This window comes from Clostridium sp. KLE 1755 (genome assembly GCF_000466465.2).
Lineage (GTDB): Bacteria > Bacillota > Clostridia > Lachnospirales > Lachnospiraceae > Eisenbergiella > Eisenbergiella porci.
In genome coordinates this window covers 216,061-239,523 of record NZ_KE992777.1, presented here as the reverse complement: position 1 = coordinate 239,523, position 23,463 = coordinate 216,061, and the positions used below count along the sequence as shown (strand labels likewise).

The 23,463-nt window shown below is 46.4% G+C and carries 26 protein-coding genes; 22 read left to right on the top strand and 4 right to left on the bottom strand.

Features of this window, described 5'->3' with window-relative positions:
* The 11 genes from HMPREF1548_RS26645 to HMPREF1548_RS26600 all read left to right on the top strand — a co-directional run.
* Nucleotides 1-668, top strand: a 668-nt coding sequence (locus HMPREF1548_RS26645; RefSeq protein WP_021639922.1) for a DUF4366 domain-containing protein, incomplete at its 5' end; no start/stop codon positions are given.
* Nucleotides 665-856, top strand: coding sequence for a hypothetical protein (locus tag HMPREF1548_RS26640; RefSeq protein ID WP_021639921.1), 192 nt, complete (start codon nucleotides 665-667; stop codon nucleotides 854-856). The genes HMPREF1548_RS26645 and HMPREF1548_RS26640, both read left to right, overlap by 4 nt.
* Nucleotides 856-1,254 carry a cysteine-rich VLP protein gene (locus HMPREF1548_RS26635; RefSeq protein WP_021639920.1) on the top strand — a complete coding sequence of 133 codons (399 nt, stop codon included), beginning with the start codon at nucleotides 856-858 and terminating at the stop codon, nucleotides 1,252-1,254. Before HMPREF1548_RS26640 ends, HMPREF1548_RS26635 begins: the two co-directional genes overlap by 1 nt.
* A 132-nt stretch (nucleotides 1,255-1,386) precedes the next feature.
* A complete protein-coding gene (locus HMPREF1548_RS26630; RefSeq protein WP_021639919.1) occupies nucleotides 1,387-2,160 on the top strand; it encodes a defense against restriction DarA-related protein in 774 nt (257 codons plus the stop codon).
* An 11-nt stretch (nucleotides 2,161-2,171) separates the two neighbouring features.
* Entirely contained in the window at nucleotides 2,172-2,357 is a 186-nt protein-coding gene (locus HMPREF1548_RS26625; RefSeq protein WP_009296708.1) for a DUF4316 domain-containing protein, read from the top strand.
* Nucleotides 2,354-2,695, top strand: a complete 342-nt coding sequence (locus HMPREF1548_RS26620; protein WP_009296709.1) for a plasmid mobilization protein — start codon at nucleotides 2,354-2,356, stop codon at nucleotides 2,693-2,695. The genes HMPREF1548_RS26625 and HMPREF1548_RS26620 overlap by 4 nt, the downstream gene beginning before the upstream one ends.
* 162 nt (nucleotides 2,696-2,857) lie before the next feature.
* Complete coding sequence (locus HMPREF1548_RS30170; protein ID WP_021639918.1) at nucleotides 2,858-3,034, top strand: hypothetical protein; 177 nt, start codon at nucleotides 2,858-2,860, stop codon at nucleotides 3,032-3,034.
* A gap of 138 nt (nucleotides 3,035-3,172) precedes the next feature.
* A complete protein-coding gene (locus tag HMPREF1548_RS26615) occupies nucleotides 3,173-3,457 on the top strand; it encodes a DUF6809 family protein (RefSeq protein WP_021639917.1) in 285 nt (94 codons plus the stop codon).
* An 11-nt stretch (nucleotides 3,458-3,468) separates the two neighbouring features.
* Nucleotides 3,469-3,753, top strand: coding sequence for a DUF6809 family protein (locus HMPREF1548_RS26610; protein WP_021639916.1), 285 nt, complete (start codon nucleotides 3,469-3,471; stop codon nucleotides 3,751-3,753).
* Between the two features lie 135 nt (nucleotides 3,754-3,888).
* Entirely contained in the window at nucleotides 3,889-4,179 is a 291-nt protein-coding gene (locus HMPREF1548_RS26605; protein ID WP_021639915.1) for a CD1845 family protein, read from the top strand.
* A gap of 31 nt (nucleotides 4,180-4,210) precedes the next feature.
* Nucleotides 4,211-5,677 carry a relaxase/mobilization nuclease domain-containing protein gene (locus HMPREF1548_RS26600; RefSeq protein ID WP_021639914.1) on the top strand — a complete coding sequence of 489 codons (1,467 nt, stop codon included), beginning with the start codon at nucleotides 4,211-4,213 and terminating at the stop codon, nucleotides 5,675-5,677.
* Nucleotides 5,678-5,847: 170 nt separating this feature from the next.
* Here HMPREF1548_RS26600 and HMPREF1548_RS26595 read toward each other — a convergent pair whose 3' ends face one another.
* A complete protein-coding gene (locus tag HMPREF1548_RS26595; protein WP_021639913.1) occupies nucleotides 5,848-6,207 on the bottom strand; it encodes a helix-turn-helix transcriptional regulator in 360 nt (119 codons plus the stop codon).
* Nucleotides 6,208-6,385: 178 nt separating this feature from the next.
* Here HMPREF1548_RS26595 and HMPREF1548_RS26590 point away from each other — a divergent pair, with 178 nt between their 5' ends.
* The 9 genes from HMPREF1548_RS26590 (at nucleotide 6,386) to HMPREF1548_RS30985 (ending at nucleotide 17,761) form a co-directional block, all read left to right on the top strand.
* Nucleotides 6,386-7,075 carry a response regulator transcription factor gene (locus HMPREF1548_RS26590; RefSeq protein ID WP_021639912.1) on the top strand — a complete coding sequence of 230 codons (690 nt, stop codon included), beginning with the start codon at nucleotides 6,386-6,388 and terminating at the stop codon, nucleotides 7,073-7,075.
* Nucleotides 7,072-8,331 (top strand): sensor histidine kinase, encoded by a 1,260-nt coding sequence (locus tag HMPREF1548_RS26585; protein WP_021639911.1) that lies wholly within the window; start codon nucleotides 7,072-7,074, stop codon nucleotides 8,329-8,331. Before HMPREF1548_RS26590 ends, HMPREF1548_RS26585 begins: the two co-directional genes overlap by 4 nt.
* A 174-nt stretch (nucleotides 8,332-8,505) precedes the next feature.
* On the top strand, nucleotides 8,506-9,021 hold the full coding sequence (locus HMPREF1548_RS26580) for a DedA family protein (protein ID WP_021639910.1): 516 nt from the start codon (nucleotides 8,506-8,508) through the stop codon (nucleotides 9,019-9,021).
* Between the two features lie 4 nt (nucleotides 9,022-9,025).
* Nucleotides 9,026-10,294: a glycosyltransferase gene (locus HMPREF1548_RS26575; RefSeq protein ID WP_021639909.1), complete on the top strand. Its 1,269-nt coding sequence runs from the start codon at nucleotides 9,026-9,028 to the stop codon at nucleotides 10,292-10,294.
* Between the two features lies 1 nt (nucleotide 10,295).
* On the top strand, nucleotides 10,296-10,967 hold the full coding sequence (locus HMPREF1548_RS26570; protein WP_021639908.1) for an ABC transporter ATP-binding protein: 672 nt from the start codon (nucleotides 10,296-10,298) through the stop codon (nucleotides 10,965-10,967).
* Nucleotides 10,964-13,372, top strand: coding sequence for an ABC transporter permease (locus HMPREF1548_RS26565; RefSeq protein WP_021639907.1), 2,409 nt, complete (start codon nucleotides 10,964-10,966; stop codon nucleotides 13,370-13,372). Before HMPREF1548_RS26570 ends, HMPREF1548_RS26565 begins: the two co-directional genes overlap by 4 nt.
* Nucleotides 13,373-13,845: 473 nt before the next feature.
* Nucleotides 13,846-14,271 carry a sigma-70 family RNA polymerase sigma factor gene (locus HMPREF1548_RS26560; RefSeq protein ID WP_081338352.1) on the top strand — a complete coding sequence of 142 codons (426 nt, stop codon included), beginning with the start codon at nucleotides 13,846-13,848 and terminating at the stop codon, nucleotides 14,269-14,271.
* A 489-nt stretch (nucleotides 14,272-14,760) separates the two neighbouring features.
* Complete coding sequence (locus tag HMPREF1548_RS26555; RefSeq protein WP_021639903.1) at nucleotides 14,761-14,964, top strand: hypothetical protein; 204 nt, start codon at nucleotides 14,761-14,763, stop codon at nucleotides 14,962-14,964.
* A gap of 355 nt (nucleotides 14,965-15,319) precedes the next feature.
* Entirely contained in the window at nucleotides 15,320-17,761 is a 2,442-nt protein-coding gene (locus HMPREF1548_RS30985) for a recombinase family protein (RefSeq protein ID WP_021639901.1), read from the top strand.
* 255 nt (nucleotides 17,762-18,016) lie between these two features.
* Here HMPREF1548_RS30985 and HMPREF1548_RS26535 read toward each other — a convergent pair whose 3' ends face one another.
* Together HMPREF1548_RS26535 and HMPREF1548_RS26530 are read right to left on the bottom strand one after the other, a co-directional pair.
* A complete protein-coding gene (locus HMPREF1548_RS26535; RefSeq protein WP_021639899.1) occupies nucleotides 18,017-19,210 on the bottom strand; it encodes a sensor histidine kinase in 1,194 nt (397 codons plus the stop codon).
* On the bottom strand, nucleotides 19,207-19,959 hold the full coding sequence (locus HMPREF1548_RS26530; RefSeq protein WP_021639898.1) for a response regulator transcription factor: 753 nt from the start codon (nucleotides 19,957-19,959) through the stop codon (nucleotides 19,207-19,209). The genes HMPREF1548_RS26535 and HMPREF1548_RS26530 overlap by 4 nt, the downstream gene beginning before the upstream one ends.
* A gap of 240 nt (nucleotides 19,960-20,199) precedes the next feature.
* On the opposite strand from HMPREF1548_RS26530, the gene HMPREF1548_RS26525 reads away from it, so the two are divergent.
* Nucleotides 20,200-20,721: a hypothetical protein gene (locus HMPREF1548_RS26525; protein WP_021639897.1), complete on the top strand. Its 522-nt coding sequence runs from the start codon at nucleotides 20,200-20,202 to the stop codon at nucleotides 20,719-20,721.
* 109 nt (nucleotides 20,722-20,830) lie between these two features.
* Here HMPREF1548_RS26525 and HMPREF1548_RS26520 read toward each other — a convergent pair whose 3' ends face one another.
* Complete coding sequence (locus HMPREF1548_RS26520; protein WP_021639896.1) at nucleotides 20,831-21,850, bottom strand: LacI family DNA-binding transcriptional regulator; 1,020 nt, start codon at nucleotides 21,848-21,850, stop codon at nucleotides 20,831-20,833.
* A gap of 223 nt (nucleotides 21,851-22,073) precedes the next feature.
* Here HMPREF1548_RS26520 and HMPREF1548_RS26515 point away from each other — a divergent pair, with 223 nt between their 5' ends.
* Complete coding sequence (locus HMPREF1548_RS26515) at nucleotides 22,074-23,396, top strand: extracellular solute-binding protein (protein WP_021639895.1); 1,323 nt, start codon at nucleotides 22,074-22,076, stop codon at nucleotides 23,394-23,396.
* Nucleotides 23,397-23,463: the final 67 nt, after the last annotated feature.

The window sequence follows — 23,463 nt, the reverse complement described above, 5'->3', positions numbered from 1 at the left end:
TGGCGGCGCTGGCCGCCTGCCTGCTGTGCGGTACTTATTTTACAATCCCCGCCTACGCCCAGAGCAGCGAACCGCAGGCCGAAACCGCACCGGCTGAAACCGTGGCCCCGGAAGAACCAGCGGAGCCCAACCCCTTCACCCCGGACGGAACCGGAACCGTGGTGGATAAGGCCACCGACAAGGACGGGAAGGAATTTTACACCATCACCACCCCGGACGAGAATATCTTCTTTCTGGTGATTGATAACCAGAAGTCCAGCGAAAACGTCTATTTCCTGAACGCCGTCACGGAAACAGACCTCCTTCCCCTTGCGGAAAAAGACAGTGAAGGTAAGGCTGTAGAGCCGGAAACCACACCCGCACCGAAAGCGGAACCGGAAACGCCCACGGAGGAACCGGAACAGCCGGAGCCCGCGCCCAAAGAGGATAAGGCAGACAACGGCCTGTTCTCCCTCCTTCTGGTTGCGGCGGTAGTCCTGATTGGCGGCGGGGCCGGATATTACTTCAAAATCTATAAGCCCAAACATCAGGCCCCGGACTTGGAGGATGATTACTGCGAGTATGAGGAAGAAGCCGGGGAACCGGAGGAATCCGAAGAAGATGATACCCCGCCGTGGGACGAGGAAGAACTGGAAGCAGACGGGGAAGAAAAGGAGGACAGGGAATGAATTTCACAGACAGCCCTTTTGAACAGATGATGAAGGAGGCTCCCCGTCCGGGCAGGGGCAGCTCCGGCCCCTGCGCCGGGTGCCGTTATGCCAAAGAGTGCAAAAATCAGAAAGGACGCTGCCGGAAAAAGTTCCGTGCCCTGCTTGTGGAGCCGCAGGCTTCGGGCCAACATGGCCCGAAGTCCTGATGGCCCGGGAGCTGACCCGTGACGAGAGGAAGAAAATCCGGGGGCTTGTCACGGGCATGTGCGCCAGCTATGACAGCGAAACCGGCTTGTGCCTCCCGCTGGACTGCCCCTGCTATATGCTGAATAAATGGCGGACAGGCGCTTACTGCCGCTACTTCCGGCGCTCCGTCCTGCCCCTCAATCCGGCATTGGAAACTGCCTTATTGGAGGAAGGGCCCGCCCCCGGGCTCCGGCCCTGCACGGTCTGTGGCAGGCCCTTTTTGCCGATGGGGCGGCAAGCCTACTGCTCCGAAGCCTGCAAGGCCGAGGGGAACCGCAAAAAGAGCCGGGAACGTATGCGCAAAATGAGGAGGAAAACGGAGGGCTCCTGTTACGTTTTGCCCTCTGGGAAAACCTGATTTTGCAGGATTTCTAAGAGGCAGAACCGGGGCCGTGATAATCTGATACCTCCGCCCCCGGTTTTGCCGTTTATTTCGTAACATCACCAGACTTCGGGCCATGCTGGCCCGAGGCCGGAAAGGAGAATCTGCATGGAAGATTTAAAAGGGTATCAAATCCAGAAGGAGGCCGTCTTTGAGAATGGCCGGGGCTTTGCGCTGGCCCATAACCCGGAGGCGCAGTCCCCCTCCGTAATCTGGCATTTCACGGTTATGCCGGAAGGGGAACGCAATTATTATGGCTATACGGCCTGCCGTGGTATCCTGCCGCCGGAAAAAGAATTTGAGAGGTTCCTGTCCTCCTACGACTATGTTTACAAGGTTCCGCAACTGCCGGAGGGCAAAAGGCCGATGGTAACGGATTATTACCGGTATTACACCCACTATCCCCTTGATAAAAACACCTTCCCAAAATCAAAGGAGCTGGGACTGTTGGAGATTGCGCCTTACGATAACCGGACGATGGTAGAAGGCAATTCCATACGGACGTGGGGAGAACTGATTTATACAAAGCCGCTGCCGGAAAAGCTGGTGGCTGATTATGAGCTCAAACCCTCCCGCCTGAATCCTGACATAAGAAAGAAAATGGAGGAACAGACGCAGGCGCTTGGCAAATGGGAGGACAGCCGCCATTTCGGTGACAAACGGCGGTTGACGTGGTTCCACCCGGATTTTGGGACTTATATCCTGAAACAGCCCCTTTCCCCGGAACAGCTTTCCGAACGGATTGAGGCCATGGAAGAATTGGAGGCAGAGCGGAAAGAAAAACGGTCGAGCACCGCCCAGCTCCGCAAAGAGGCGAAACAGGAAAAGGAAAACAGGGAACCGTCTGCGAAAAAGGGCGGCCACTCCCACGAGGACAGATAGGAGGACGAACCATGCACGAAAAAGACAATTATTTAAAAAACGCAGAGCTTTCCACAGAGCAGAACTGCAACATGATTGACGGGATTCCCAACAACACGCCGCTCCCTCCGGCTCCCCCGGAACCGGACAGAAAGCCGCTGGATAAAGTAAAGGAGCCGCCCTCCCGCAAACGGAGCCGGGAACGTGAGGACAGATGAAAGGCCGCAGGCGCGATATCCACCTTCATGTGATGGTGACGGCGGAGGAACTGGCAAGAATCCGGGAACGCATGGACGAGGCCGGTATCACCAACGCCGGGGCCTATGTGCGCAAGATGGCATTAAACGGCTATATCCTCCATGTTGATCTCTCTCCCGTAAAAGAGCTGGTTTCCCTTCAGCGGCGGTGTGCCAACAATCTCAATCAGGTGGCCGTCCACGCCAACATGTACGGCGTATACCCGGAGGAAATCGCAGGGCTCCAGCGTGATTATGAAACGCTGTGGGGGCAGGTTTCCGATGTACTCAAAGAGCTTTCCGAGCTGGTGGCAAAGTAACAGACGGGGCGGCGGCCATGGACAGTTATGGCCTGCCGCCCTGTCTTTTTTTGAGCTTCGGGCCACCATGGCCCGAAGTCCCAAACAGCCGCCAAAAGGCAACCTTGATTTATTGGCGGTAAAAAAATATAATAGTGGTGTTGGCGAGGAAAGGGGGTATGTATGCCAAAGAAGCGGCGAGGGCGTCCGGCCACAGACAACCCAAAAAACCTCCGGGTAGATGTACGTCTGACCCCGGAGGAATTAGAGCTGTTGGACGGATACTGCCAGGAACGGGGCGTGTCACGCCCACAGGGCCTGCGGGATGGAATCAAAGCCCTTCATGCAGACAAAAAATAAGGAAAGCGGTGCCCGTTGGCGAACGTATTACACCGCTTTCCCCACAGCCACCTGCGAGGCGGCCGCATAAATATTATACACTGTGCGGCTGTGTCCTGCAAGGCGTTGTGAAAAACAATACGGAAAGGACAAAACGGCATGGAACGAATTTTAGAAGCACTTGCAAACGATGACCTCTCTACTATGGCAAGCACCATAAAGGAGAACCCGGAATACGGGGAAAGCATGAAAGAAATCTGCGAAATTGAAAATATCCTGTATGCGGCGCTCAATCCCACGGAAAGCAGCCTGTTAAAAAAGCTGGAAGATCTGCAACTGGACGTGGCCGAATTATCAGCTACCGCCCGTTTCATTGACGGCTACCGGCTGGGTGTCCTGATGATGGCGGAGGTATTTGCCGTACCTTACGGTTCAGAAGAATAGGGGGGATTTCTATGTATCGTATCATAGAACAACTGTATGACGCACCCATTGGCATGAACAGCATACAGCCGGGACAGAATCCCGAACTTATGAAAATGGCCCGCAACCGGGAAGAAAAGCGGCAAAAACTGATTGCCACACTCTCCCCGGAGCAGAAAAAACTATTTGATGAACTCGTCCAGGCAGATGAAGAAATAGAAAGTTCAAGGGCCTTTGACAAGTTCAAATATGGCTTTCATCTTGGTGTCCTGATGATGATGGAGATCATGGAAAGCTACGAGGATATGCTGGCCTGACACTTCTTTCCCCAGCGGCTTCGGGCCAGTGTGGCCCGAAGTCCCGGGACAGGATTCGCTAATCATTCGCAACATTCCTGTCCCAGAGCCGCCATGGTAAAATATAAGTAGAAAGAATAAAAGGAGGCGTTATAAATGAGATTACTGCTAAAGCTGTTTGCCGCTCCCGTCATGCTGGTGCTGACAATCCTTGCGGCCATGTTGATGTTCCTGTTTGATATCTGTTCATTTCTCCTGACAGTGGCTTCTGTCATAACGGCGCTTTTGGGTATCGGGCTTTTCTTTACGCCCACCCCACACGGCGGGTTCATCTTCCTGTTTCTGGCTTTCCTGCTTTCCCCCTATGGATTGCAGGCGGTTGCCGGGCTTCTGATTGAGGCGGTGGACGGGCTGGGCAGTTCCCTCCGCCAGTTCCTCGTAAGCTGATACTGCTTCGGGCCACACTGGCCCGAGGCCAATGACGGCGGCTCGCAAGGGCCGCTGTTCTGTTTGGGAAGGAGGGATTCATCTGGCTACCACCACTCTTTTGAAGCGTCACGCCAATGAGGGAGAAACCATAGCCGAGGCAGTCCGTGACTGTCTCGACTATGGGAAAAATCCTGAAAAGACGGAGAACGGAAAATACGTTTCCTCATACGAGTGTGACCCGGCCACGGTGGCCGCCGAGTTCCTTTTGGCAAAGGCCAGCTATAAGGCTATCACAGGCCGGGAGCAGAAAAAGGAGGACGATATCCTGTGCTATCAGATACGCCAGTCCTTCCTCCCCGGGGAGGTTACGCCAAAGGAGGCGAACCGTATCGGGTATGAGCTGGCTATGCGCTGGACAAAAGGCCGCCATGCCTTTATCGTCACCACCCATACGGACAAGAAACACATTCACTGTCACATTTATTACAATTCAACGACCCTCGACTGCACCCGGAAATTCCGTAATTTCTGGGGCTCGTCCTTTGCCCTGCGCAGGCTCTCCGACCGGCTGTGTCTGGAAAATGGATTATCCATTGTGGAGAATCCGAAGCCCCGGAGCAAAGGGGATTATAAAAACTATGGCGAATGGCTCCAAAACAGGGAGAGGCCGCTTAACTTTCAGGATAAACTGCGGCTGGCAATCGACACGGCACTGGCAAAGCGCCCCGGCAATCTGGCGGCCTTCCTCTCCCTCATGGAACAGGCTGGTTATGAAATCAAGAAGGTCAGAGGCGGCGGCCTGTCTTTCCGGCTGGCCGGACAGGGGCAGGAACGGTTTACCCGTCTGCGGGCCTCCACGCTGGGGGAAGGGTATGACTTAAAAGACATACTGGCTGTCATAGACGGGAGCCGAAAACGCTCCGGCCAAAGCCCCCGCAAGGTCAATCTGCTGGTGGATATTCAGGCAAAGCTGGCCGAGGGGAAAGGGCCGGGATATGAGCGCTGGGCTAAAGTATTCAACTTAAAACAGATGGCCGCCGCACTCGCCTATTTGCAGGATAACGGCCTGACGGAATACGGGGAATTGGAGAAAAAGGCCGCCGAGACAACAGACTGTTTCCACGTCCTCTCTGACCAGATAAAGCGGACAGAGAACGCCATGAATACCAACCGGGAACTGAAAGCGGCCACGGTACAGTATGCCCGCACACGGCCTGTCTTTGAGAAATACAAAGCGGCAAAATACAGCCGGAAATTCCTTGCGGAGCATGAGGCGGACATTGAGCTTTACCGGGCGGCACAGGCTGACTTGAAGCGTCTGCTTGACGGGGCGAAGCTCCCGAAGATGGACGTACTAAAAGAAGAAGGACGGAGGCTGGCGGAGCAGAAACGGAAGCTCTATGCGGAGTATCAGAGAATACGGCGGGATATGCAGGAAGTCAACACGGCGAAAGCAAACATTGATTATCTGCTGGGCTATGCCGGGCAGGATAAAAAGAAAGAACAGGAGCGATAGAGACGGTGAAAATAAGGAGCAAAGCGACGCAGCCACTTCGGGCCAGTATGGCCCGAAGTTCCGGGTTTGGGGCGGGCCCCAACAAGCCTCCTCCGTGCCATCTGTGGCCACGGAGGAATTGCTTGCCATTTAGTGACACCCCGAAAAATGACACAAAAAAACAGAGGCTCTTACTCCTGAACCTCCGTTTCCCTTGCTTTTTTCAGCCCTTCGGCTGTGGCCTCCATGACAACAAGCTCCTTCTCATTCATCGCATTGAGCATAACATCAATGTGCTTACGGCAACTTTCCCCGCTCCGCTGATTTTCCTTGTAGAAAAACTGGTCTACGGAAATATCAAACATGGTAACGAGCTTGAAGAACAGATTAAAACTGGGGTGTTGCCCCTTGTTCTCAATATTCATAATTGTGCGGTCAGTTTTTCCAACTAATTCCGCAACATAGGCTTGCGTCCAGCCCCGTTCCTCACGGGCCTTTTTGAGAGCCAGCCCTAAGCCATGAAAGTCAAACTTTCTCTCGTCTTGGTACATAATTTATCACCCTATGTCATTGTACATTTCAGGTGATAGTATTGGAATGTAATAGAATTTTATGCAGAGTAGTATTTTATTTCATATTATTATAATGTTGCCATGAAAAAGATGTTCATATATAATGTATGTGGTTTAATGTAATAAAGTTTAACACAATATACATAAGGAGTTGCCTATGCAAAACATATTACTTATTGAAGATGAAGAAAATCTCAATCGTGGAATTAGCCTAAAATTAAAAAAAGAAGGCTATACGGTTTTCTCTGCCTCCACTGTAACCGAAGGTTTATATATATTTCACAATAATAAAATTGATCTTGTCATTTGCGATATTGGCTTACCTGACGGAACTGGCCTAGACGTCTGCAACACTCTCCGCAAAAAAAGTGATGTACTTTTTCTATTCCTAACCGCCTTAGATACAGAGGTGGATATGATAACCGGCTACGAAATGGGGGCTGATGATTATATAACAAAACCATTCAGTATGAGTGTGCTTATCTCAAAAATCAACGCCATATTAAAACGTAACGCTAGGTCACTTGATACGGTAATTCATTCAGGAGAACTCACCTTCTTTTTAGACGAAAAGCGTGTTACAAAAGGTGATACTCCCCTCTCCATCACACCAACGGATTGGAAGTTATTGACGGTCTTTATTGAAAATCCACGACGTATTCTTTCCCGCAACCAACTACTTGAACACTTATGGGATATTAATTCAGACTATGTAGATGAAAATGCTGTTGCTGTTAATATCCGGCGGCTTAGGGAAAAAATCGAAACAGACCCCTCCAATCCTGTTTATATTAAAAATGTGCGCGGATTAGGATATGTCTGGGAAATGGAGTGTGACACCAAATGATAGTCAAAAAAGAGGTTTCACTTTTGTTCAAGCTAATTCTGATTTTCTTGTTTGTTATTTTTGCCGCTGAAATTATTGTACTGCCCAAAATAGAACATGATATGTTAAAAGAGGCAGGCAGGCAAGAACTGGTAACAGTACAACAAATCTGTGGGGCTGTGCTTGAAAACAACCCAGAGCTTGAACAAAATTTTATTTTGGGGCTTCGCAAGCCAACAAAACATTGGCAAGAAACCGGAGAAAAAATTTTGAATCAATATGGCTATGACGAGAATCATTTACTATCGGATAACACACTTTACGCCTCTTACCTGATTGCATGGAAAAACTGGACAGCCTTTTTTCTGATTACCGCAATCCTGTTTCTGTTTGCCTTGCTTTTATATATTTATATTAATATCCGCGGTTATAACCTGAAATTATCGCAGATATTAGAACAGTATTTATCAGAAGATTTCTCTTTTGCATTTAGTACGGAACCGATTCGCAAAGGTCGAATTGATTTTATGATAAATCAGGTAGGCGACCGCCTAAAACAGTTAGGACACCAAATTAAAACAAAAAATACGAAAATCATTCAAGAAAAAGAAAGCACAAAAGCACTTGTCACAGATATATCTCACCAACTAAAAACACCGATGGCGGCGTTAAAAACATGTTTTTATATGTATCTTGATGCTGGGAACACTGATGAGAAAGCCGAATTTTTACAAAGAAGCCAGACACAATTAGTAAAGCTGGAGCAGTTGATTTCCAGCTTGATGAACATATCACGTTTGGAGACTGCCATGATCTCCCTGTCCGTACAGCCTGTATTTCTAAATGATTTACTTGTAACTGCGGTTAATGGAATTTATGAAAAAGCCAGAAAGAAAAATATTGAAATTGCCTTGCAAGAAATTGAAAATATCTCCTTACAATTAGATGAGCATTGGACGAGCGAAGCGATTATCAATGTCTTAGACAATGCAGTGAAATACAGCCCCGAATACAGCCATATTAACATTTCCGTGCAGAAACAACATTTTTATACCCGCATTGAAATTACAGACGAGGGTATCGGTATACAAGAAAGCGAGTATAATAAAATTTTTCTGCGCTTTTATCGTTCCAACGAGCCAGCCATAAAAAAGATAGAAGGAAGTGGTGTCGGTCTGTATTTGACCCGTATGATTCTGGAACGTCAGGGAGGAACAATCAGTGTTAAATCAGCTCCGGGAAAAGGCAGCACCTTTATTCTGCAATTTAAAAATTGATTGATAAAAGGCCGGAGAATCCGGTCTTTTGTTATACATAAGTAAGCTGTGCTATCTTCGGGACAGGTTGGCCCGAAGTATCCCTTCTGTTATACAACGGTAAGCTATCCTGTAAGGTTCCTGTAAGTATTCTTTGATAAAGTAAATTAGGGAAGGGTACGAAGGAGGTGAAACATGGATACAACGTTAATTACTAACTATTTTGAACTCTATGGTGGTTTGGCAATCTTTGTTATTGTCCTGTTGGAATATTTGAATCTTCCTGGATTTCCAGCCGGGATTATCATGCCGCTGGCTGGTGTCTATGCCGCAAAAGGAGGACTTAGCCTCTTGTCAGCAATTACTATTTCTGTTGCCGCCGGAGAACTTGGAAGCTGGATATTATATTTTTTAGGCGCATATGGTGGAAATGCCTTCTTAAAAAGGTATCTGAATAAATTCCCGAAGCATGAACCTGCCATAAACCGCACATTTGAGTTAATCCGGCGCAAAGGTTATTATGGTATTTTTTTCAGCAAACTGATTCCGATGATCAGGACTGTAATTTCTATCCCAGCCGGAATTATGAAGATGGATTTTACAAGGTATTCTATTGCTTCGTTTTTCGGCGTAACTGTTTGGAATACGGTGTTTGTCGGAGCCGGGTACATAATTGGAGAACCTATATTGAATTTAATTGCGGGGAGGTGAGGGAATGAGGATTGCTATGATGACAAATAATTATAAACCGTTTGTCGGTGGAGTACCTATCTCTATTGAGCGTCTTGCAGATAGTTTACGGGCTTTAGGAAATACTGTTTATATTTTTGCTCCAGATTATAAATCCAATGTTCCAGATGATGAATATACGTTTCGGTTTCCGACAACACAAAAAAGAATTGCAGGTGCGGTTCCTGTTCCCAGTCTTATGTACCATCATGTTAAGGGAATCATTTCAACACTGGCTATTGATTTAATTCATGTTCATCACCCTGTTATGATTGGAAATGTAGCAACTCGTCTGGGAAAGGAATTACATATTCCGGTCGTGTTTACTTATCACACAAGATATGAGCAATATCTGCATTATTTAAAACCTCTGGGATATTTGCAAAATAAGGCTAATGAGGGCTCTGTCTTTGGAAAATTAATTATCGGCTTTGTCCAGGAGCAAATTGTACAACGCTATCTCAATTATTTTATTAAGAAATGCGATATGGTTTTTGCGCCAACAGAATCTATTCAAAAGCGCCTAAAACAGTATGACTTTTATACGCCCGTAAATATCGCACCAACGGGCTTGCCAGAAAATAGTTTTGAAGCCCACTCTGGGGCTACAGAGATTCGACAGCGCTATTTACAAGGCAAAAAGTATCTTTTCTGCACTGTTTCCAGATTGGCAAAAGAAAAAAATCTTTCCTTCATGCTTCAAGGTATTGCAAAAGCAAAAAAACAGTCAGGAGATATTTTCAATGTAATTGTCATAGGTGATGGACAGGATAAGAACTATTTACTAAACCAGTCTGCCAACTTGGGAATTGATAAAAACGTATTTTTTATTGGTGAAATACCCAATCAGATGATTCCAGACTATCATCAGGCTTGTGATTTGTTTCTATTTTCTTCAAAATCTGAAACACAGGGGATTGTACTATTAGAAGCCATGGCCGCTTATCTGCCTGTTATCGCAATAAACGCAACCGGTGTTGCTGATGTTGTGGAAAATGGACAAAATGGAATACTCTCCACTGATTCGACAGAAGAATGGGCGAAAAACTTAGTCTTTATTATGAAAAACCGGAATGTTCTTACAGGAATGAGAATAGGAGCCAGAAGAACAGCCCAGCGTTACAGTGAGAAAATAATTGCGGCTCGTATTTTAAGTCATTATCAATATCTACAAAAAAACTATCAGGCAGAACAATGGCTTTATTATCATTTAGGCAGAAACTATCAAACCATATTATTAAAGGAGAATTATTAAGATGGATATTATTCTTGAAACAAAAGACCTTATAAAAACATATGTCACTGGAATCAATACTTTTAATGCGGTGAATCATACTTCAATCCGCATTGAACGGGGAGACTTTGTTACGATTGTAGGTAAATCCGGTTCCGGCAAAAGTACACTGCTTCATTTAATTGGAGGTTTAGATTCTCCCACTTCAGGAGAAATCTGGATTGACAATGAATGTATCACAAAAATGTCTGAAGAAGATTTATCTGCATTCCGCAGGCGAAAAATTGGTTTTATCTTTCAGGCGTTTAATCTGGTTCCCTCGTTAAATGTTTGGGAGAATATAATCCTGCCTATCGGTCTTGATGATAAGAAGCCAGATATGCCCTATCTGAAAGAGATTATCGAAATGCTGGGACTGACTGATAAACTCACCAATCTTCCTAATACATTATCAGGAGGACAGCAACAACGTGTTGCTATTGCAAGAGCGCTTGCAACAAAACCCGCTATCATTTTAGCAGACGAGCCGACAGGAAACCTCGATTCTAAAACCAGTGATGAAGTAATGACACTTTTAAAAACCTCTGCTTTCAAATATGAGCAGACACTTATTGTAATCACGCATAATGAAGATATTGCACAGATGGGAAAACGTAACCTGATAATTACAGATGGCAAGGTGGTGGAAGAATGAAAACAGTTTATCATTTAGCATTCAGCCGTTTAAAGTACAATAAGGGACGATCTTTTCTCATTGCTATTGCTATTGCTTTAATGACAACGCTCCTAATGGCTATCGGCAGTTCTGCTTTTACCTTTATCCGCTATCAGCAGATAGAAACCGAACAAAATGCTGGGAATTACCATGTCATTTTGAAAGGAGTTACACCAGAACAGATTTTTAAATTGGAAAATCATACTGATGTAGAATCTGTTTTGACAAGGGAAAGTATTGCCTCCATAGAAATTTCAAAACTTAGCGCATTTTTAAATTATGAGGTATTAAGAAAAGGAAGTATTAAACAAACAGAATTAAAAGAAGGTAATATGCCATCAGAGGCAAACGAAATTGCCGGGCCTCCTGCTCTGTTTGAGCGATTGGGAGTAGCACCGCAAATTGGGCAAGAGATACAGCTACCCTTACGGATTCAAGGGGGCGCTATACAAAATTTTGAATTTGTGATTAGTGGAATCTTGGAACAGCAAGATATATCTAATCTCAATGTAAATGAAACACGGCTTGTCTACGGCGCATATATTTCAGAAAAATTCGTTGAACAGAATGTTATGCCGGAAAAACGTGTCTATAATGCTTATCTCCGCATTATGAATGAAAAAGAGTATGCCAAAGATGAAATCGAGGAAATGTGTATAGAAATAGCTGAGGATGTAGGGTTGAGTAAAGCGGACGTTTCCTACAACGACCAATACCTTACTTATATGACTAATCCCAGTATAGAAGCGCAGAAGGTAATGGTTGGATTTGGACTTTTGGTGATTATCCTTGGCGGCATGGTAATTTACAGTATTTATTATGTTTCCGTCATATCTAACATTCAGGAGATGGGCAAGTTAAAAGCACTTGGAGCAACAAAGAAGCAAATACGGCGGCTACTTTCAACAGAAAGCATGACACTTTCTATTATTGGTATTCCGTTAGGGATTCTGTTAGGCTACCTCATAACAGCGGCCATGTTTACGTTGATTATATTTACAGGCGAAAGTGAGGTCGATACATTTTGGTATCCTGCTGTAGTTCTTGCAGTCATAGCCGCCGTTCTGCTCACGATATTAGTTTCTATCCGAAAACCAATGAAAATGGCGTCGGCAATATCACCAGTTGAAGCCATGCGATATCAAGAGCCGCAGGGGAAGAAAAAGCAGAAAAAATCTTTTAAAACTCTCTCTATCTCAAAATTAAGTTATGCAAATTTACAGAGAAACAAACGCAGAACCATAGTGACGCTATTGGCACTTGGTTTCTCTGGAATTTTATTTATGGTGACTGCCAATGTCGCAAACAATCTGAAAGCAGAAAACTATGCAAGAATGCTTATGCCAAAAGGTGACTTTGAAATAAGCCTTAATTATGCGTTGAACGATCAGGAATACCCGGAAAATAATCTGAATTTCCTCCAACAACAAAATTTTTTTGGAGATAGCTTAAAAAATCTAATAATGTCTATTAATGGGGTGGAACGTATAGAAGAAAACCATACTGTATTAGCAGAACCGGAAAATGTAAAATTAGAAGAACAGCGGGTTGAGTTGAAGGGAATCTCTGAAGGTGATTTAGATTCTTTGAAAGGCACATTAAAACGTGGTTCTCTGGACTATAACCAACTTATACAATCTAACGGAATTATTTTCACTTGGGATATTTTATTTGAAGAATATGGATTTCATATTGGGGATACGATAGAATTAACACTCTATGATGGTAATAGGAAAATCCCTTTTACTGGTACTTTATTAGCCAGTACAAACAGTAGTGAAGAAACGTTCTTAATTGCTGATGACATACTGGAAAGCCTGATTACTGATGTAAATCCTACAACAGCATTATACATTACTGTTCGTCCAGAAAAATTTGATAGCATAAAAACACAACTGAACTCACTGCAACAGAATAATTCCCATTTTTCATTCAAAGCATATGATGAAGAAATGGGTATAGCTGAACATGTAATTCGTTCTATCCAGTTTACTATCTATGGACTATTGGCTGTGATTGGTATTATTGGATATATCAGCCTTGTTAATACTATGATCACAAGCATTTTGGTCCGAAAAAAAGAATTGGGAATTTTACAGGCTATTGGCTTATCAGACAAACAGCTCCGGCAAATGATACACCGAGAAGGAATGTTTTTCACATTTGGTACACTATTATTAGCTCTTGTATGTGGCAACGGATTAGGTTACATATTGGTACGCTTTATAAAAAACACGAAAATATTGATGATAAACAAATATGAGTACCCATTTATTCCAACGGTTCTTTTAATTGTTGCAATCTTTCTGGGACAGATAGCTATTACATTTTTTACGAACCGATATATCCACAAACAATCATTAGTTGAAAGAATGCGAGATTAAAACGAAAAACTGATTATCATTCCATCTGCCCGGCGGCAGAAAAGAAAAAAACCGTCGCTGGGTAGCACTTTTCCATACCTATATTGTATATCGCAACGGCGGTTTTGATTTTTCAAAGCCGCCGTTTCTTTATGCCTCAATGGGGAGGAATGACGACTAATTCTGGCAATAATGGCGGCTTATGGAGGTAGCCGCCATGACACAAAATAAGCGCCGACAAATTACGACAGAAATCTTCCTGTTAAAAAAAGTCCGTATCCTACGCAGGGACAGTCTGGTAGCTTATATGAAATTCTTTATGCCATAACCGATAATGCAATTTCATGCGCCTGTATAGCTTTTTGCTGTGCAGGCGTTTTTGCGTTCTTATGGACAAACCTCGGGCCAACATGGCCCGAAGCACAGCCCCGGTGCCGATCTCCACCGCCTCTATTTCGGTTGCTCATTCACCCAACACCGAAATGGAGGAAATTATGACTACTATAAATCTCCGGGACTATTACCCGTTTTATACCCACGACTATTTCATTGACGTACCTGACGAAGTGGTGGAACTGTTCAAAGAATTTGACCGAAAAGAGGCGGCCTATCGTCTGCGTACATACCGCCATAAAGCCTACTACTCTCTTGACCGGAATGACGGCATTGAGCATGAGGCGCTTTTTGTTTCCCTCTCTCCCCATGAACTGTATGAGCGCAAGATTTCCATGCAGGAGCTTCATGCCGCCATATCCAGTCTGCCGGACAAACAGGCGAAACGTGTCTATGCCCATTTCATTCTTGGCATGAGCCAGACAGATATTGCCAAAGCCGAAGGTGTCAGCAAAATGGCGGTAAGCTATTCCATTGAACGCGCTTTAAAGTCCATGGAAAAATATTTAAAAAATTCTTTGGATTGACTTTACAGAGAAGCGATTTTTGAAATGGTTTATGAGAGGCAAACAGACTCGGGCCAACGTGGCCCGAAGAAAAATACGCCTTGACTGCAATTTGAAAGCTGAATAAAAAGATACCCGGATACGAAGGGTTGATGTGTCCAGTGACAGGCCCGCCATGACCTCCATTGTCAGAGAATGGGGAGAGCGAAAAGGCTCATGCCGCAGGCAGGCCGTGGCTGGTCTGCCGGATAAAACACAAAGACCTTGTTACTTGCGTTTAGTCACCGTCCGAGCGTGAAGCGGCCTTGCAAGCCGTGAGCCGTCGCAGGCCATGAGAACGCCTTGCCATCAGAATGGGGAGAGTTGAGATACTATGGGGTGGACATGCCTACACCCGTCCGGGAATCTGATAAGTAACATCATATCATGGGGAGCCACCCGGCCTTACTGTCTTGTGACAGGCCAAATCTTCCGGTGCGGCTTCCCTGTTTTTCAAGAAGGAGTTTTTCAATGGGTAGAACATTTGAGGAAATTCAGGCTATGGCGGCAGACCCATGGAGTAATGACGCCTGCCGTGGCTACGTCATTTGGGCCATGGAGAACTGCGGATTTAAGCCGCCAGAAATAAAACAGGTTGTAGCCGAGTTATACACCGTATTTGACTTTAAGACCATTGAAGAAGCGGCCAGTCATTATTATGAAAGTTCTTTTTAACTTCGGGACAACCTGACCCGGAGTTTTAATTTTGCCCATTTTAAATTTCATCTATAGGATAAGCCTCAAACCGCATATGATGTAGCAAGCATACATAGAGGTGATTGTTATAAAAAGAGGAAAAGAAATCTGTTACTTACTTCAAAAAGCTGACACTGACAGTAATGAAATTGCTGAAAAAAAAGAACATCTGATAAAGCAGGGGTATCTTGTTGTCACCATTATCGAGGGTGCGGAACACATGGAGAAAGGTTTGCGGGAGGTTGTGAAGAACCATTTCCACTAATCATTCGCAACATTGTGTTATTCCCCCTATATAGTACAATATAGGTATAACGATAAGGAGGACGATATTATGATTTCAAAATTAACAGATACCCCTGAAATTATAGATGGCTATGTTCGGCTTTCCAGAGACGATAATAAGCGGAACTACTCGTCTATTGAAAACCAAAAAAAGATTATCCAACAATATGCAGAAGAAAATAACATGATAATCCGCCACATTTATGAAGATGACGGAATTTCCGGTTATTCATTCAACCGGCCCGATTTTCAAAAAATGATGGCTAGTCTTGATACCATTAACATCATTGTTGCTAAAGACTTATCCCGAATTGGCAGACACAATGCAAAGGTACTACTCTTTCTTGAAGAAATGGAGGAAATGGGAAAACGTGTTATCCTGATTGACGATAACTACGATTCTTTTTACTCTGATGATGATATAATCGGTATCAAAACATGGGATAATGAACGTCATGTAAAAAATACAAGCCGGAAGGTAAAGCGAATCAAGCGCATGGAGCAGGAAAGCGGAACGCTTGTCAGCCAGACACCATTTGGCTATACCAGACACCCTCTCAATAAACAGATGATTTTGATTGATGAAGAAGCCGCCGCTATTCTTAATCTGGAAAAGGAAATTTATCTGGACGGCAACGGAATACGAAAAACGGCTGAAATACTTTCAGAACGTGGTGTTCCCACTCCCAGTATGATAGATAAAGAACGTCATGAATCGTTAGGGCTTGTTTATAATAAGCAGGTAGCCTATCAGTGGAGTTACGGAATGGTAAAGGACACATTATTCAACGACTATAACAATGGTGTCCTTAGAACACACAAACGGGAACGTGTTACAATAAACGGTAAAGATAAAAAAGTTCCTAAAGAAAATCAATATATTTTTCCGAATCATCACCCCAAAATTTTTGATGATGATACCATGAAGCTGTTAAATGAAGTCAAGGACAGCCGCCATCATAGCAAATATAGAGGACAGAGAGCCCATGTAAACCTTTTTTCCGGCTGTCTGTACTGTAAAGACTGTGGCTGGAAACTAACGGCAATTAACCGCCCTAACCGTGGGAAATATTACGTGTGCGGCACTTACAATAAAAAGGGAAAGCAGTTTTGTCAACATGCCCACCTTGTGACAGAAGAAACCCTGATGGACGCTCTTGTTAAATATCTGGTTCTCTGCCGCGACAGTCTTGCAGATATTATCCAGAATTTTGACTTGTCAAAGCTAAAGGTAGAAACCTTCACTCCCACTGACAGCAAACAGCGTTTAGAGGCCGAACTTGAAAAAGTCAAAGAAGAACTAAAGGTTCTCATAACGCAAAAGGTAAGGGAGATTACCGCCAATCCTTCCATGAATGAGATTATCACTGAAACTTATACGGCCCTTCAAAGTGATAAAATGGAGCGTATTTCCGCTATTGAAAAAACGTTGCAGGATTTAACAAAGGAGCCTCATATCCCCTCCACCACAATCAAGCCCAGCTTACAGACGGCGCTGGACATTCTGAACGAGGTTCTTGAAAAGAAAGAACTAAGCAGAAAAGATATTGAGGTTCTGGTTGAGAAAATCATAGTGGATAAGGACGGCAACGTAGATATTTACCTGAAACACGGCCTTGGCAACCTTGCCGCCTATGATTTCAGGGCAGACAAAGAAAACCTGAAACTGACTATGCTGATTGAATCTATCCGGCTTCTGGAAAAGGACGAAACAGGCTTTACCTCGGTAAAATTCCTTGCCGACAGCCTGAAAGAGATGGGCTATCCCATGCACAAAAAGAAGTTTGTGACTTACATGGAGCACTTACTTGACTTAGGGCTGGTTGAGAAAACAGGAATCTACCATTATCCCTATAGAATCGTGGCTTCTCGACAGCAACTGCGTGATGTGGAAAAAATGTTCATCGTGGTAGGGCAGACTGGAGGAATGCCGGAAATGGTCTTCGAATACATCCTGAAAAAGAACGGCATCGATCCGCAGGCAGACCTGACAATTGACCAGAGCATTGATTTCGGTTCCACCGCAGCCGCATTTTCCGGCGGGCAGGGTGATTTTACCGTAGAATTTGAACCACATGCCACCGCCCTGGAAGCCAAAGGCGACGGTTACGTGGTAGCATCTCTGGGCGAGGATTCCGGATATGTCCCTTACACGGCTTTTTCCGCGAAAAAGGGCTATATTGAGGCGCATCCCGACGTAATCCAGTCCTTCACCAACGCCCTCCAGAAGGGTATGGATTATGTAAAGAGCCACACTCCTGAAGAAATTGCCGCAGCCATCCAGCCGCAGTTTGAAGAAACCGACAAGGAAACCATCACCACCATCGTCACCAGATATTATGATCAGGATACCTGGAAGGACAATCTGGTTTTTGATGAGGACGCCTTCACCCTGCTGCAGAATATCCTGGAGGAATCCGGCGAGCTTTCCCAGAGGGTTCCCTATACCGACCTGGTAAATACGGAATATGCTCAGACGGCAGCAAAATAACTGTCTCCCCGGCGCTTTACAAAAAATCAGTAGAGGCCTCCGCTTTCTCCCCAACAATAAACCGCAAAGCTTTCTCTTGAAATAAAAAAACCGGCAGCCGCAGACATAATCTGCAGGCTGCCGGCGCTGTTTCAGTCTCTTCCCTGCCCTGTTTCAGCCGCTTCCCTGCCCTCACAAGCCGCTTCCCTTCAAAAGCAACGCGCCCACTGTCCACACCGCTGTCCGATTTTCCTTCCACTGTCTGCCGTCCCCCCCTCAGTGATGGTAAAACCGGACCATAAAGCAGGCTCCTCCCTCCGGCAGGTTCTGCGCCGTAAGGAAACCATTCTGCATCTCAATCAGGGATTTTGCCAGGGACAGGCCGATGCCGATCCCGTTTTCTCCCGCATCCTTTCCCCTGTAAAACCGTTCAAACACATGCGGAAGCTCCTCCGGAGCAAATCCCGCCCCCGTATCCTGGATCATAATCTGGGTATATAACGGATTACAGGTATAATCCATTATGATCAGGCCGCCCTCAGGCGTATGCTCCGCGCAGTTTTTTATCAGATTGGAAAAAGCCTCCATACTCCATTCCATATCCCCCTGAAACGTAATATCGGGATGGTTGGGGATATCCACCCGGATTTTCCGTGCGCGGATTATCTCATCCACGCCTTCCGCCGAAAGCTCCAGCAGGGTAAAAATATCCACTTCCTTTTTTTCCAGCTGCAGCACGCCCGCATCAATTCTGGACAGGGTCAGCAGCGCTTCAATCAGCCGTTCCAGCCGCGCCGTCTGTTTTCTCAGCGAAACCGCCCGCTCTCCCCCCTGTCCGTCCGTTTCCATCAGCTGCGCCACAATGGAAAGGGAAGCTACCGGCGTTTTCAGCTGGTGCGCTATATTCGCCAGATTATCCGCAAAATTCTTCCGCTCCTGCACCGCCGCTTCCCTGGCCAAACGCAGGGCAGTCACCGTTTTGTATATCTCATCCTGCAGCGGGGCCAGCATATCCTCTGCGTCAGGCAGTATGGAGGCTGTCCCCTCCCGGTTTATTTTTTCCAGATATCCGGTCAGCTCCCCGACCCTTTTTTGCCTCTTCTTTTGCACATGCCCATACAGCCCTGCCAGCAGGAGCAGAACCACCGCCGTGCCCGCAAAGGCCGCCCCTATGGAACGCTTCAGATAACCGGAAGCAAAATCCGACAGCCGGTATCCATATGCCGACAGATAGTCCGCCGTTTTTTCCGCCTCCCGTGCAGCCGGCTGCAGCCCCTTCTTTACCAGAAGCATGATTTCCTTTTCCTCCTGCGGATATGCTTCCACCAGGCCGGCTGTGACTTCCGTAAGGATACGCTTCTGGCTCGCCGCAAAATACCGGGCCAGGAGCACTCCCGCACACATGCTGCAAAACAGGCAGCACAAAACCGCCAGAATACCTGCCGCCATAACCGACTGTTTCTTATTCATTCCTCCACATCCTCCATACGGTATCCGAAACCGCGCACCGTTTTGATACAGGCCGGATTCGACAGCTTCTCACGCAGCCTTTTCATGGCAACGGTCAGGGTATTGTCATTTACAAAATTTCCGTTTGCATCCCACAAAAGCTCCAGAAGCTTCTGCCTGGTAAGCGTATGGTTTTTATGCTCCAGCAGCGCTGCAAGAAGCTGGTATTCCAGTGATCCCAGGCTGATTTCTTCCTTATTAAGAAACACCTTCATCTGATTTTTGTCCATGGAAACCGGGCCGCATACCAAATAGCTTCCCCCGGCCTGCCCGGCCCGCCTCAGAAGCGCACAGATTCTGGAATACAGCACCTCCAGTTCAAAAGGCTTGACCAGATAATCATCCGCCCCTTTCTGAAAACCGTTCACAATGTCCCTGGTATCGCCCCTGACCGTCAGAAAAATCACCGGCAGCATGGGCCACTTTTCCCTTATCCACCTGCACAGCCCCTCTCCGCTGCCATCCGGCAGATTCCAGTCCACCAGCACCACAGAGGGCAGCCCTTTGCCCAGCAGCTGCTTCCCCTCCGCAACCGTAGCGGCCGTTATCACCTCAAAGCCCTTTCTTCGCAGGAAAAAAGCCACTCCCTCCGCGATTCCCGCATCATCCTCAATATAATAAATCCTGTGGGCCATATCTGCCTCCTGTCCATGTTTTGCAGTCTCCGCCTGCATCCGATTACTGTATTTACGCCCCTGTATTGCACTCATTTTACCTGCTTTCCATTTGTATTTCAAGAAATAAGGTAAAATGTAAAGGATGGTTCCTCTAACAGGCTCTCCCGCTAAGATCTTCCGCTAAGTTAAAATATCCCGCAGTCCTGCCTCCCCTGGTCACAGTACGGGAAATCCTGCCACAAATGTATGGTAAAACTGTGGTTGGCTTTCTCCTTAAACAATGGTATGATATACTGTAGATACATAAATTCATAAACTATGGAGGGTTAAATTATGAAAAAGAAAATGCTGTGCCTGGTTACCGCACTGCTGCTGGGAGTGCTCCTTGGCGCCTGTTCAGGCAGCTCCGCAGAAAAAATGTTCGGGGTAAAGCTTCCCTCGGGAGATAAGCTTAAGCTGTACATGAGCCGCGCCGATGTGGAGAAAATCATGGGGGACGAGGAATACAAACTGGTAAATAATACCTATGATTATGGCTATATCACCCTTGGCTACACAGATGGCTTGTTATCCTACATCTCTTTTAACGGTGATTCCACTGTTTCCCTGTTAAACGGATTATCATTGGGTGATACCAATTATGATAAATATGATTTTACCGTCTACAACGATAAAGACGGCAACGCCTATTATAAAAATAACAACGGGAAATATGAATTAACCGATACCTTTGATCCTAAAATGGAATTCCAGGACGGCGTTACGGTCACTATTTATTTATCTTCTGAAAAGAAGGTAGAAAGCGTTATGGTTCTCGACTCTTATGTTGCAATGGTACGCAGGCTGGACGGCTGATGCTGTACCCATCAATGCAGAGCATTCCTTATATAAGTATAGTAGAAAAAGATTCGCGGGCAGTTATATCCGCGAATCTTTTTTATATCGTGCCCATGAAAAAACTGCACTAAAAAGCCGGTACGGTAGACAACCCCTGCCTGAGCACCGGCAGCGTGGTATAGGCCTGCACCAGCAAAGTAGGGTTTTCCAGCTTGCGCAGCAGCATTTGTGCTGCCTGGACGCCCAGATCATAAACATCAATGTCAATGACGGTGGGCGCCGGATCAATAATGGAGGAATAGGGATAGCTGTCGAAAGTCAGGAAGGCGGCTTCATCGGGAATCTGCAACTGTCTTTCATGGAGAGCCTTGACGACGCCGAGCGCCAGCGTATTATTTTCACAGATGAAGGCCCGGGGAGGTACGGGCAGGGAAAGGACCTCATGTGTCTGCCAGCAGGCATCCTCTCTGGTGGAATCCGTGTAGCGGATGTATTCGTCAGGCACCCTGTAGCCATAGTCATACATACCACCCAGAAAACCGTTCAGCCGCTGGGTGGATATATGATCCGTGCGCCGTTCACCGATGAATGCGACTTTTTCATAGCCGCATTCCAGCATATGCTGCGCGGCAAACTGCCCTGCCAGGCCGTTGTTTGTGTCGATCCAGCACATACGGCTTCCGGGACCGGGATGGCCGATATGGATATGGGGAAACCGGCTTTCCGTAAGCAGCCTGGAGAGCTGCGGGAAGGAACAGGAACCATGGATGAGAATACCGTCTGCCAGCCCTTTCCCGATAAGCCCGGTGAGATATTCCTGCGGTTCGGCCGTATCCGGGAAGTCCGTCAGCATCAGTGTATATCCATGCTCCGCCAGAGTTCGTCGGACGCCGCAGAGAATGTCAAACATATGTGGGTTACGGTAGGCCTCCTCTTTTTTCAGGCTGGATAAAAAGAGAATATTATGGGACGCACCCTTTGCAAAGCTGACAGCCCTGGCATTGGGCGTATAATGCAGCTTTTTTATGGCTTTGTGCACCCGTTCACAGGTTGCGGGGGAAATCGAGCTCCAGTTGTTGAGTACCTTGGAAACGGTAGAGGTGGAAACACCGGCCTCCTTTGCCACATCGCTTATTGTTACGGCCATGGGAACCTCCTTGTGAAAAAGTGATAAGTTTAAAATTATAGTATAGCGGTTTCCTAACAAAGTCAACGTATTTTACAAAAACCGATAGAAAAGGGAGCCGATAAATGCTATAAATGACTTAAATAAATGGTGCGCATCCTTATTTGAGAAATAAAAGTTGTTTTGGGTAAGCAAAGGACATTGTTAATCAGGAAAGCGGTTTCGCAGAAATGGAGGACGTGAAATGAAAAAGATATTGTGTTATCTTCTGACCGGTGTCATGGCGGCAGGAGTGCTGGCAGGCTGCGGACAGAAAGCGCAGACCGGCACGGAAAATACAGCGCCGGAGGAAAAAGAAGCCGTACAGACGGAGGCCTCCTCCCAGCCGGAAGCTCCGGTACAACAGGAGGCTCCGGTACAGCAGGAGCCGGGTGAGGCGGTTACACTCACCGCATGGCATGATAATGATGAAGCGATGATGAATGCGCTGGCGGATGTGGTGAATGAAGCGCTGGCGGGGGAAAATATCACCCTGAAATTTGAAAAGAAAAGCGATGTGACCGGACAGATCAAGCTGTACGGCACGGATGCTGAAAATGGCCCCGATATGTACCTGTTTGCCCATGATTCGCTGGGCAGCTTCGCGGAAATGGGTATTCTGGAGCCGGTGGGGAACCTGATAAGCGCCCAAAAGGAAGCTGATCTGCTGCCCATGACAATTGAAGCCGCAACCTACAAGGGAGAACAGTATCTTATGCCGGTTTATTATGAAACCGTGCTGTTTATGTATAATAAGGCGCTGTGGGAAGGCGAGATTCCTTCCACCACAGAGGAGCTTTACGACTATATGACGGCTCACACGGATACCGCAGCCGGAACCTATGCGCTGGTGAACCAGCATTCCAACACTTATAATGTGGCCCCCTTTATCAACGGGTTCGGAGGCTATGTCATCGATAAGGATGGAAATCCGGGGCTGGATGCGCAGGCGACAAAGGACGCCATCCTATACAATGAAAAGTTTTCCAGGCTGCAGGCTGACGGGGATTATAATACGGTAACCGCCCTGTTTAATGAAGGGAAAGCGGCGGCAATTATAGGCGGCCCCTGGCTGGTATCCGGAATTAAGGAAGCCGGCATTGATTTGGGCGTCAAAGCCCTGACAGATTTTACGCTTCCCAACGGCAATTCCCTCATTCCGTATTCCGGTGTTCAGTGTATCGGCGTATTAAAATATGCTGCCGAAGCAAAAAAGGAAGCAGTGACAAAGGTGCTGGAGGTACTCGCCGGGGAGGAAGTCGGAATCACGCTGGCCAAAGGATTCAACTGCGCCCCTGCCAACAGCAGGGCCTATGACGACAAGGAGGTTGCATCCAATGAAATGATCCTTGCCATGAAGCAAAGCGCAGAAAAAGCTATCCCCATGCCCAACATTCCTGAAATGAGCGTTATGTGGGGGCCGGCAGAATCCCTGCTTGCTGCAGTCAACAAATCCGGAGAGGATGTGGACACAGCAGCTGAAAAATATCAAAAGGAAGCCCTGACCGCCATACAGGATATGAAATAATTTTGCAGTCCGGTTATGCCCGGAGCATTGCATACAGACATGAAAAATGAATGCGGCGCTTCCTGTA